This is a genomic window from Neisseria shayeganii 871, from assembly GCF_000226875.1.
Classification (GTDB): Bacteria; Pseudomonadota; Gammaproteobacteria; order Burkholderiales; family Neisseriaceae; genus Eikenella; species Eikenella shayeganii.
Genome location: NZ_JH164926.1, coordinates 1,664,147 through 1,673,489 on the forward strand (window position 1 = coordinate 1,664,147; position 9,343 = coordinate 1,673,489).

At 56.7% G+C, this 9,343-nt stretch carries 16 protein-coding genes; all 16 read left to right on the plus strand.

Annotated elements, in window-relative coordinates; genetic code table 11:
* Positions 1-53 precede the first annotated feature (53 nt).
* The 16 genes from HMPREF9371_RS07675 (at position 54) to HMPREF9371_RS07740 (ending at position 9,288) form a co-directional block, all read left to right on the plus strand.
* The gene (locus tag HMPREF9371_RS07675; protein WP_083814030.1) at positions 54-494 is read left to right on the plus strand and encodes a helix-turn-helix domain-containing protein; all 441 of its coding nucleotides are present in this window, start codon (positions 54-56) and stop codon (positions 492-494) included.
* An 18-nt stretch (positions 495-512) separates the two neighbouring features.
* The gene (locus tag HMPREF9371_RS07680; protein ID WP_009119464.1) at positions 513-1,169 is read left to right on the plus strand and encodes a thermonuclease family protein; all 657 of its coding nucleotides are present in this window, start codon (positions 513-515) and stop codon (positions 1,167-1,169) included.
* Positions 1,170-1,187: 18 nt separating this feature from the next.
* Complete coding sequence (locus HMPREF9371_RS07685) at positions 1,188-1,691, plus strand: hypothetical protein (RefSeq protein ID WP_009119465.1); 504 nt, start codon at positions 1,188-1,190, stop codon at positions 1,689-1,691.
* A 139-nt stretch (positions 1,692-1,830) separates the two neighbouring features.
* Positions 1,831-2,358, plus strand: a complete 528-nt coding sequence (locus HMPREF9371_RS07690; protein ID WP_009119466.1) for a TIGR02594 family protein — start codon at positions 1,831-1,833, stop codon at positions 2,356-2,358.
* A 135-nt stretch (positions 2,359-2,493) separates the two neighbouring features.
* Complete coding sequence (locus HMPREF9371_RS12560; RefSeq protein WP_156787010.1) at positions 2,494-2,670, plus strand: hypothetical protein; 177 nt, start codon at positions 2,494-2,496, stop codon at positions 2,668-2,670.
* Positions 2,667-2,894 carry a hypothetical protein gene (locus HMPREF9371_RS07695; RefSeq protein ID WP_040660358.1) on the plus strand — a complete coding sequence of 76 codons (228 nt, stop codon included), beginning with the start codon at positions 2,667-2,669 and terminating at the stop codon, positions 2,892-2,894. The genes HMPREF9371_RS12560 and HMPREF9371_RS07695 overlap by 4 nt, the downstream gene beginning before the upstream one ends.
* Positions 2,894-3,307 carry a hypothetical protein gene (locus HMPREF9371_RS07700; RefSeq protein WP_009119468.1) on the plus strand — a complete coding sequence of 138 codons (414 nt, stop codon included), beginning with the start codon at positions 2,894-2,896 and terminating at the stop codon, positions 3,305-3,307. The genes HMPREF9371_RS07695 and HMPREF9371_RS07700 overlap by 1 nt, the downstream gene beginning before the upstream one ends.
* Positions 3,291-3,512 (plus strand): hypothetical protein, encoded by a 222-nt coding sequence (locus HMPREF9371_RS12035; RefSeq protein ID WP_232203089.1) that lies wholly within the window; start codon positions 3,291-3,293, stop codon positions 3,510-3,512. Before HMPREF9371_RS07700 ends, HMPREF9371_RS12035 begins: the two co-directional genes overlap by 17 nt.
* The gene (locus tag HMPREF9371_RS07705; protein ID WP_040660359.1) at positions 3,496-3,702 is read left to right on the plus strand and encodes a TraR/DksA family transcriptional regulator; all 207 of its coding nucleotides are present in this window, start codon (positions 3,496-3,498) and stop codon (positions 3,700-3,702) included. Before HMPREF9371_RS12035 ends, HMPREF9371_RS07705 begins: the two co-directional genes overlap by 17 nt.
* A complete protein-coding gene (locus HMPREF9371_RS07710) occupies positions 3,702-4,025 on the plus strand; it encodes a hypothetical protein (protein WP_009119470.1) in 324 nt (107 codons plus the stop codon). Before HMPREF9371_RS07705 ends, HMPREF9371_RS07710 begins: the two co-directional genes overlap by 1 nt.
* Positions 4,022-4,339 (plus strand): hypothetical protein, encoded by a 318-nt coding sequence (locus tag HMPREF9371_RS07715; protein ID WP_009119471.1) that lies wholly within the window; start codon positions 4,022-4,024, stop codon positions 4,337-4,339. The genes HMPREF9371_RS07710 and HMPREF9371_RS07715 overlap by 4 nt, the downstream gene beginning before the upstream one ends.
* 1 nt (position 4,340) lies before the next feature.
* Complete coding sequence (locus HMPREF9371_RS07720) at positions 4,341-4,886, plus strand: DUF3486 family protein (protein WP_009119472.1); 546 nt, start codon at positions 4,341-4,343, stop codon at positions 4,884-4,886.
* Entirely contained in the window at positions 4,883-6,184 is a 1,302-nt protein-coding gene (locus tag HMPREF9371_RS07725) for a terminase large subunit domain-containing protein (RefSeq protein ID WP_009119473.1), read from the plus strand. The genes HMPREF9371_RS07720 and HMPREF9371_RS07725 overlap by 4 nt, the downstream gene beginning before the upstream one ends.
* Position 6,185: 1 nt before the next feature.
* Entirely contained in the window at positions 6,186-6,458 is a 273-nt protein-coding gene (locus tag HMPREF9371_RS07730) for a hypothetical protein (protein WP_009119474.1), read from the plus strand.
* 8 nt (positions 6,459-6,466) lie between these two features.
* Positions 6,467-7,963: a DUF935 domain-containing protein gene (locus HMPREF9371_RS07735; protein ID WP_009119475.1), complete on the plus strand. Its 1,497-nt coding sequence runs from the start codon at positions 6,467-6,469 to the stop codon at positions 7,961-7,963.
* Positions 7,960-9,288 carry a phage head morphogenesis protein gene (locus tag HMPREF9371_RS07740; protein WP_009119476.1) on the plus strand — a complete coding sequence of 443 codons (1,329 nt, stop codon included), beginning with the start codon at positions 7,960-7,962 and terminating at the stop codon, positions 9,286-9,288. Before HMPREF9371_RS07735 ends, HMPREF9371_RS07740 begins: the two co-directional genes overlap by 4 nt.
* Positions 9,289-9,343: the final 55 nt, after the last annotated feature.

The window sequence follows — 9,343 nt, forward strand, 5'->3', positions numbered from 1 at the left end:
TGCACTATATGCGTATTATGATAACTTATGTTCTCTTACGCAAGGATCGAATGGTGGAAAATAATTCTCTTTTTGGTAACAGGTTGAAAGAAGAAAGAAAAAAACTTTCTCTTACGCAACTGGAAGTTGCAGAGAAATGCAATATTACCCGCGAAGCATGGGGGAAATATGAGCGTGGACAAAATATGCCAGGAAGTGAAGTATTGTTATCATTTAGTAACCTTGGTGCTGACATAGCTTATATTTTTACTGGTGTGCGCTCAGCGCCCCAGTCCCCAACCTATGCCACCCCCTCATTCAAAACTGCCCTCGCTGCCGTGCTCCATGAAAACAAAGCCGTCTACGTGGTCGGGGGTGGCGAGGAGCTGAGCGAACGGGAGAAGCAGTTGGTAGAAGATTTCCGCTCGGCCAACGAACAGGGGCAGGCAGCCATTGAGGGTGCGGCCAAGGCAATGGCGAAAGTCGCAGCACTTGAGGCTTTTAAAGCCGGATAGAACAAAGCAGGAGGAGAAATGAGAAACTTTTTACTGATATTGGCTGTGATGCTGCCGTTTTCGGCTGCCGCACAACCTGTCTCATGCCGTGTGGTTAGCGTAGCGGATGGCGACACCCTGACTTGTTTAGCGGCAGGCAACCAACAAATCAAAGTGCGCCTGAATCAGATAGATGCACCCGAACGGGGACAAGCATTCGGGCAGGCTGCTAAACGCAAGCTATCGGCATTGGTACATGGTAAAAACGTGCGATTGGAAACAGACGGCACCGATAAATATGGCCGCACGATTGCCGAGATATTTTCAGGTAGCCTGAACATCAATAAGGAGATGGTGCGCACGGGTTACGCTTGGGCGTTCCGCCAATATGTGCGCGACCAAGAATATATACGGCTGGAAGAGCAGGCGCGCCGAGCCAGCCGTGGGCTATGGTCGGAACCCAATCCGATATACCCGAGTGAGTACAGAAATGGCAGAACTGCCGGCACCGTCTCGCAACAGGTGCAACCCGCCCGCGAACCGAGCCGAAATAACCAAGGCCGCTTTACTTGTGCCGGCAAACGCTTTTGCCGACAAATGACCAGCTGCGCCGAGGCAAGGTTTTATTTGACACAATGCGGTGTCCGCCGTTTGGATAGAGACGGCGACGGGCGGCCATGTGAGAGTATCTGCTAACTGAAGCGGAGAATAAGTATGAAACCCACCGATATTTTTCAGGCTTCGGACACAAAAATGTTCGCGATGGAAAAACTGAATATTGCAGAAGTCCGCAACTTCTGCGGCCTGTCTTTGGCCGAAGCGGCCGTCCATTGGGGCGGCGTGATGCCCGAACAATGGCTGGAAATGGAGCAGAACGCGGCAAACCTGCCCGATGTTATCTCCGGCAAAATCTTAGCTTGCGCTGTCAAAGCGCATAATTTATATGCTGCCCTGCAATATTTGCCCCAAATTCCGGACGCACCCAAAGTCAGATTGCCTGTTTACGCAACAGAAGCAGAAGCAGGCAACTGCCTCGATTTCCGCTGCTGGAACCATACGATGGTGCGGTATACCGCGCAGAAGCCTGCCGGTTTCGAAGTGGTGCTTTTCCCCGTGGCCGACTACCACCATTGGCGGGCAGCACAGCAACGTGACGACACTTGGGATAACCGTTGGTATTGGACTGCGGTTGAGTTTAACGGCTTCCAAGATTTCTAAAATCTCTTTAAAAGACTCCGACTGAATAATCGTGTATGGTTATCGCGCGGCGCGGCATATTTTCTTAAAGCCCTTTAAAAGACTCCAGACCCCCACCTCAAGCACAATCCCCATAACGCAACGTTATGGGGATTTTTCTATGCCTACCGTCAAACCGCTGCCTGAACTGCTTTGGGTGGCCGAAGCCCGCCAACACATCGGCTTGGCCGAGATTCCGGGCAAAAAACACAACCCAATCATCATCAATATGCTGGCTGCCTTGAAGGCATGGTGGCGCGAGGACGAAACGCCTTGGTGCGGTACGTTTGTCGCCCACTGCCTGCGCCGTGCCGGCCGCCCGATCCCGCAACATTGGTACCGCGCCCGAGCCTATGCCGACGGCTACGGCACCCGCCTGAAGAAACCGGCCTACGGCTGTTTGGCAGTATTTGTGCGCCAAGGCGGCGGCCACGTCGGCTTTGTAGTAGGCATAACCAAAGACGGCTATCTGCTGGTCTTGGGCGGCAATCAGGGCAACCGGGTAAGCATTGCCAAATTTGGCGCCGACCGTGTGTTGGCCTATATCTGGCCGCACAGCGCACAGGGCAAACCCGCCTTGCCGGACGAAGGCCGCTACCAACTGCCTGTGTTGAGCAACAGCGGCGGCATCAGCCGCAACGAAGCCTAAACCGTTTACGGCTGCCCATACCACCGAATGCCTGAGTGTCAGCGCGCCCGAGCATCAGAGCAACGGCTGAAAGCCCGAGCGCCGGCACACCCGAGCATCGGTATGGGCAGCCACCCATTTCCATCAGGAGCAAACATGAAAAACCTTGTCGCATTGGCCTTGTCGCTGGCCGGCACCCATCAGCCGGTGATGCCGAACTTTGAAGCTGCAGCAGTATCCGGCCCCAGCCGCCCGGCATGGGGCGGCACACACAGACACAGCGGCGTGGCCAAAGCCCGCCGTGCGGCCAAACGCAGAAAGGCACGGCGATGAAAAACTGGCTTGCCGAGCTGTTTTGTAACCCCGCTACCGGCAAATTGAGCCACAGCAAGCTGTGGGCCAATTTAGCCAGCGCCGGGGCGACCTATCAGTTTCTGCGGCTGGATGTCCAACCGTGGGAGATTTGGGCAGTGTATCTGGGCTGTGTGGGCGGTTATGCCGTAGCACGGCGTTGGATTGCCGCCAAAGTACAAATCCAACAAGAGGAGGGACAGTGATGATCCCAATGAGTGCGTGGCTTTGGCTGCGACGTTTGTGGCCGCTTTGGGTGGTATTGATGGCCGCAGCACTGGCCTACCACATAGGTTACCAAGGTGCGGCAGACAAATACCGTGCTGAGAAAGCGCAACTGGTGGCGGACTACCAAACCGCCGCCTTGCAGGCCGAGCAGGCGTATGCGGCCAAACTGGCCGAAGCCGCCGCCGAAAAACAACGCTGGATGGATTACAGCCAGCGCCAATCCCAACAACTGGCCGCTGCCGCCCGCCGATTGGATGCACAGCAAGGCCAAATCAAACAGGAGATACCTCATGCGATTCAGCGCGATTCAGCAGGCGGCGATGCTTGCCGTCCCGGTCTTGGCCCTGACGGCCTGCAGCTCTACCGCCAAGCCCTTGGCTACCCCGGTTAAAGTAGTGGAGCGGGCGGTATTGCCACCGGTGCCTGCCGAGTTGCTGGCCGAACACGACAAGCCCGCCGCCCCGCTTTCAGGTAGCCCGAAAGATTTGCTGGAGCACGCCGCCGACTACGGCGCATGGTGCCGCAAACGCGATGCCCAAGTGCAGGGTTGGCAGGATTGGTACAAAGAGGGAGAGCGGCATGAGCGATCTGATTGACCGTGCCGCCGAAGAAGAAGCGCTGTTTTTAGCCGAAGCTTTGGCCAAACACCCTACACCCAGAACCACCGGCAGCTACAGCCACTGCGAAGACTGCGGCGAACCCATCCCCGAAGCGCGGCAGAAAGCCGTTCCCGGCTGCACCCGCTGCATCATCTGCCAGCAATATCATGAGATTGGATTTCCCTAATGGACAATAAAACCTTTATCAGTATTGAATTTTGGCAGTTGGTCGGCTTCCTGCTGTCTTTTCTCGGCGTGTGCTGGGGCTTCGGAAAAATGCTGTTGGCACAGTTTCAGACACAACAAAACGAGCGGCAGAAACAGCATGAACGGCTACACAGCAAAGTCGAACAGATGGAGCGGCAGCTTGGCGAGTTCAACGCCGCCTTGCCGATGACCTATGTATTGCGTGATGACTACCTGCGCAACCAAGTGGTGCTGGAAGCCAAGATCGACAACATCAGCGAAAAACTGACCGAGATTTACAAAATGGAGAGTGCCCGAAAATGATTAGTGAAGAACTGATGGCCAAAGCCCGGCGGGAAGGTATGCGCTGGAACATCATCAACACCCTCAACAAAGCCCGCCCGCACACTGCGCCGGAAACCCTGCTGCTGGACATCATGAATGCGATTTATCCGCAAACCACCGCGCTCGAATTGCGCCAGCAACTGGATTATCTGGCCGACCGAAAGCTGATTGACTTGAGCAAAACGCCGCACGGTTTGTGGTTTGCCGACCTGACCAGCTTGGGTGTCGATATTGCCGAATACACGGTGGAGTGCCGTCCCGGCATTGCCCGTCCTGAGAAAGTGTGGGTGTGATATGGCACGCCGCAGCACCATAGAGCAGCTGCCGGAAAACGTGCGCCACGCATTTGAGCGCAAGCTGGTGGAAAACGGTTTTTCCGACTATCAGGCCATTGCCGAATGGCTGAACGAACAGGGCTACGAAATCAGCCGCTCTGCCGCCCACCGCTACGGGCAGAAAGTGGAGCGGCGTTTCAAATCCATTAAAGCCAGCACCGAAGCCGCGCGTTTGCTGGCCGAAAAAGCTGCCGACGACGACAACACATTATCCGCCGCGCTGACATCGATGATTCAGGACGAGTTGTTTCAGGCGCTGATAGAAGTGGGCGACCAAGGCGAGATGGCGCCCAAAGAGCGCTTGGGCATGATGGCCGCCACCGCCAAGAACATCGCGCCTTTGATTTCCGCCACCACCCGGTTGAAACAGTTTCAGGCAGCCTTGAAAGACAAGATGGCGCGCAAGTTTGCCGAACTGGAAGCCGAGTCGGCCAAACAGGAAAGCGGCCTTGATCCGGAAACCCTGCAGCGTATCCGGCAGGAAGTCTACGGGGTGTTTTCGTGAAGCGGCCGGCCTTAACCCTGTTCCCGTACCAGCAGCGCTGGCTGGCCGATACCAGCCGCTTCAAGGTCGGCATGTTTGCCCGTCAGACGGGCAAAACCTTTACCACCACCTTGGAAATCGTGCTGGATTGTCTGGATGCCGAAGCACAGGGCAAACGCACGCGCTGGGTGATTTTGTCGCGCGGCGAGCGGCAGGCGAAGGAGGCCATGAACGAAGGCGTGAAGCGTCATTTGGAGGCAGCCGGCATTGCCTGCGAAGTGATGCAGGTGCCGTTTGACGCCACCACCAATGCGCTGGAAGTGGTGCTGCCCGGCGGCAGCAAAATCACTGCCTTGCCCGCCAACCCGGATACCGCCCGCGGCTTCTCGGCCAATGTGTTTTTGGACGAATTTGCCTTCCACAAAGACAGCCGCGAAATCTGGAAAGCCCTGTTTCCGGTGATTTCCGCCGGCTGGAAGCTGCGCGTGGTTTCCACACCCAACGGCAAAGGCAATAAGTTTTACGAGCTGGTAACCGATGCGGCCAATACCGAATGGAGCCGCCACATTGTCGATATTCATCAGGCGGTGGCCGACGGTTTGCCGCGTGATGTGGCGCAATTGAAAAAAGGTCTGAACGACCCGGATGCCTGGGCGCAGGAATTTGAGTTGCAATGGCTGGATGAAGCCAGCGCCTGGCTCTCTTATGACCTGATCCACGGCGTTGAAAACGAGTTGGCCGGGCTACCTGAACACTACAGCGGCAATCCCTGTTATGTCGGCGTCGATATCGGCATCCGCAACGACTTGTTCGTGGTATGGGTGTTGGAGCAGGTGGGCGATGTGCTATGGACACGGGAACTGATTACCCGCCGGCGTGCCAGCTTTGCCGAGCAAGATGCTTTGCTGGATGCGGTATTCGAACGCTACCGCATATTGCGCTGCTGTATGGACAAAACCGGCATGGGCGAAAAGCCGGTAGAAGACGCCCAGCGCCGCCACGGCGAAAGCCGGGTGGAAGGTGTGCTGTTTACCACGGCTTCCAAGCTGGCTTTGGCCACCATCGGCAAAGAGGCGTTTGAGGACAAAACTATCCGCATTCCGGTCAATCAAGACCTGCGGGCGGATTTGCACAAGCTGCAGAAAACCACCAGCGCGACCGGCGCGCCCCGCTTTGTGGCGGAAAGCGATGCCAACGGCCACGCCGACCGCACTTGGGCTTGCTTTCTGGCGCTCAACGCCGCCCACGGCGATACCGGCCCCGTGCGGGTGGCCAGCCGTCCGGCACGGCGCGGCAGCCGGATAACAAGAGGATATTGAGATGAAACCGGTTCATGTGATTCTGTTCCTGTTTATTGCCCCTCTACTGCTGGTGGCTGCCGTTATCGGCGGCACAGTCGGGCTGTTGTTTACGTTGTTCCGTCTTTTCGCGCTGCTCTATGCGGCCGTAACCGTTCCCTTGCTGATGCTGTTGGAAGTATTTTCACCCGAGAAATATACACGCCGCAGTTTGCCTGACGCGGCCAGATATACCCTTAACGAGATACGCGAAGACTGGGTATCCGTTTTTGAAAAATTCAACCCCCATCCCTGAGTACAGCCATGCCCAAACCCCACTTCAAACTCAAAACCGGCAGCGGTGCCGTTACCTTCAAGCCGGACGACCTCGCCGCCCATATCGCCGTTTCCCACCGCCTCGGCATGGGCGGTTTTGGCGGCTGGCTGCCAAATCCCGACCCCGTGCTGCGTAAAACCGGCAAACGCATCGCGGTGTACCGCGAACTGCTGCGCGACCCGGTGGTGGGCGGCCATGTGCGCCGCCGCAAAGCCTCGGTCGCCCGTTTGGATTGGCGGCTGGATGGCGACGAAGTGGCCGATAAAGTCCGCGCCACCGTAGACAGCCTGTTGGTCGGCTTTGATACCTATGCACTGGTTAAAGACATCCTCAATGCCACCCTGTTCGGTTACCAGCCGCTGGAAATTCTGTGGAGCAAGCAGGGCCGTCTGTGGCTACCTGAAAAGGTGTTGGCCAAGCCGCAAGAGTGGTTCGGTTTTGATGATGACGGCCGTTTGTACTTTACCTCTGACGGTGTGGCTACCGAGCCGCTGCCGGACTACAAATTCTTGTGTCCGACCCAAGAGGCCAGCTACGACAACCCTTACGGCATGGGCGATTTAAGCTTGGTATTTTGGCCGTGTACTTTCAAGCGCGGCGGCCTCAAATTCTGGGCGGAGTTCACAGAAAAGTATGGCGGCAGCTGGGCGATTGCCAAAGAGCCGCGCAGCAACACCCCGGCGGACACCGAAAAACTGCTGGACGCACTGGAAATGCTGCTCTCCAATGCGGTGGCCAGCATTCCGAACGATTCCAGCGTGGAGATTATGGAGCCGACCGGGCGCGCCAGTTCGGTGGACGCTTTCGACAAGTTGATTCGTTACTGTCGCTCCGAAATCGCCATCGCGCTGCTTGGTCAAGACCAAACCACCGAAAAAGACACCAACCACGCCAGTGCCACCGCCGGTTTGGAAGTCACCGACGATATCCGCGACAGCGACAGCCGTTTGGTAGAGAGTGCGTTCAACCAACTGATTGAGTGGGTGGTGCGGCTGAATTTCGGCGATGTACCTTGTCCTACCTTCCAGTTGTACGAAACCGAAGAGACCGGCACTAAAGAACGCGCCGAACGCGACCATTTGCTGACGCAATCTGGTGCAAGACTCAGCAATCAATACTTTCAGCGTGCCTACGGGCTGGAAGAAGGGGATTTGATTGAACCGGAAACAGAAACGGCAAAAGGGACGCCAGCGTCCCTTTTGGCAGACTTTGCCGAAAATGTGCCGGAGTGGCCGCAGGATTTGGCCGACAAACTGGCGGTGTTGATGCCCGATGCCGCCGCGTTAAACCGCCAAAGCGACGCCATGTGGCAGGCGGTTGCGGATCGGATTAACGGCGTGGCCGGCGAAGACGCACTGTTGGAAGCCTTGGCGGCTGCCTACCCGCACATGAACACCGACGAATTGGAAGCGGCGCTGACGCAGATGCTGTTTGTCAGCAGCGTTTTGGGGCGTTTGAATACCGAGAGTGAGTTGTCATCATGAGTGATATTGCCGACAAAATCGACGTGAGCGCCTTGTTCGGCCTCAAACCCGAAGCCGCGATTGCCCACTTGCGGCGGAAAGGTTTGCACATCGGCTGGAATTGGCAGGACACCTTGGATGAAGCCCATTCCCGCAGTTTTACCATTGCCAAGATGACCGATATGAGCCTGTTGGCCGATACCCGCAATGCGGTTGTTCAGGCAATGGAAAGTGGTGGAGGCGGTCGAGAATTTGCCCGCACCAGCAAGCCGCAGATGCAGGCCAAGGGCTGGTGGGGCAAACAAACCGTTACCAATCCTTATGGTGATGTTCAGGAAGTACAGCTGGGCAGCCCGCGCCGTTTGCGCACCATTTACCACACCAACCGCCGCACCGCCGTCATGGCCGCCCAATACCAACGCATGCTCGAAGCGGTGGACACCCATCCCTATTGGCAATATTGGGCGATTTTGGACGGACGTACCCGCAAACATCATGCCGCCATGCACGGTACGGTGTATGCCCATGACGATCCGTTCTGGCAATACAACTACCCGCCCAACGGCTACAACTGCCGCTGCACCGTTAAAGCCTTGAGCCGCCGTGATGCCGAAGCGGCGGGCATTGAAAAAAGCGACTTGGCAGCCTTCGACCAATACATCGGCACCGACCAAAGCACCGGCGAGATTTACCGCGCTACCCGTTATGCCACGCCCATACCGCAGCCCAAAGGCTATGCCCCCTACGGCAAACTGCGCCATGCCCAATTCGCCGCCGATGCCGGTTTTAACGGCAGCCCGGCCGCCTCCCACCTGATGGATCAATTGTGGCTGCAAAAAGCCGTTGATGCCTTGGGACAAGAACGCGCCCTGCAGGCTGTCACCCGCGACATGGCGGCCGAACCCCGCGTGCGCGGATTTCTGGCTTGGGTACGCACCACGCAAGGTATGGGTTATTCACAGCACCGAACTTACGGGGTGGGGATATTGTCGGCACGGGCATTGGCCAGGTTTCAGGTAGCCTTTCCGTCTGAACGGATGGGCAGTCCGGTGGTGGCCTACAAAGATAAGCTGATTGCAGGGAAGAAAGTCCGCCGACATGAAAAAGCCGGCAATGATTTGGATATGGCGGCGTATGAGAAAATTATCCGGAGTTTCGGCCAACCGGATTATGAGTTGTGGGATACCCGCAACCGTCATCTACTGTTGATTTACGATATGGGAGGCAAGGCTATTAAGCTGGCAGTCAATATGACTGCAGAAGGGGCCGAGGTGGTATCAGGCTTTTATGTGCCGATGGTTGCCATCAGGGGAGCCATCACAGGCGGGGAATTTGTACCTCTATAGCAGGCATGGAAAATCCCACCGAACGCCGGACTCGAACCGGATAAAGCTTGTCGCT

Bases quoted from the DNA above. Each gene is read 5' to 3' on its own strand.
- HMPREF9371_RS07720 (WP_009119472.1), top strand. From the start codon at position 4,341: ATGGCACGCCGCAGCACCATAGAGCAGCTGCCGGAAAACGTGCGCCAC.
- HMPREF9371_RS07740 (WP_009119476.1), top strand. From the start codon at position 7,960: ATGAGTGATATTGCCGACAAAATCGACGTGAGCGCCTTGTTCGGCCTC.
- HMPREF9371_RS07710 (WP_009119470.1), top strand. From the start codon at position 3,702: ATGGACAATAAAACCTTTATCAGTATTGAATTTTGGCAGTTGGTCGGC.
- HMPREF9371_RS07715 (WP_009119471.1), top strand. From the start codon at position 4,022: ATGATTAGTGAAGAACTGATGGCCAAAGCCCGGCGGGAAGGTATGCGC.
- HMPREF9371_RS07730 (WP_009119474.1), top strand. From the start codon at position 6,186: ATGAAACCGGTTCATGTGATTCTGTTCCTGTTTATTGCCCCTCTACTG.
- HMPREF9371_RS12560 (WP_156787010.1), top strand. From the start codon at position 2,494: ATGAAAAACCTTGTCGCATTGGCCTTGTCGCTGGCCGGCACCCATCAG.
- HMPREF9371_RS07705 (WP_040660359.1), top strand. From the start codon at position 3,496: ATGAGCGATCTGATTGACCGTGCCGCCGAAGAAGAAGCGCTGTTTTTA.
- HMPREF9371_RS07680 (WP_009119464.1), top strand. From the start codon at position 513: ATGAGAAACTTTTTACTGATATTGGCTGTGATGCTGCCGTTTTCGGCT.
- HMPREF9371_RS07695 (WP_040660358.1), top strand. From the start codon at position 2,667: ATGAAAAACTGGCTTGCCGAGCTGTTTTGTAACCCCGCTACCGGCAAA.
- HMPREF9371_RS07685 (WP_009119465.1), top strand. From the start codon at position 1,188: ATGAAACCCACCGATATTTTTCAGGCTTCGGACACAAAAATGTTCGCG.
- HMPREF9371_RS07700 (WP_009119468.1), top strand. From the start codon at position 2,894: ATGATCCCAATGAGTGCGTGGCTTTGGCTGCGACGTTTGTGGCCGCTT.
- HMPREF9371_RS07690 (WP_009119466.1), top strand. From the start codon at position 1,831: ATGCCTACCGTCAAACCGCTGCCTGAACTGCTTTGGGTGGCCGAAGCC.
- HMPREF9371_RS07735 (WP_009119475.1), top strand. From the start codon at position 6,467: ATGCCCAAACCCCACTTCAAACTCAAAACCGGCAGCGGTGCCGTTACC.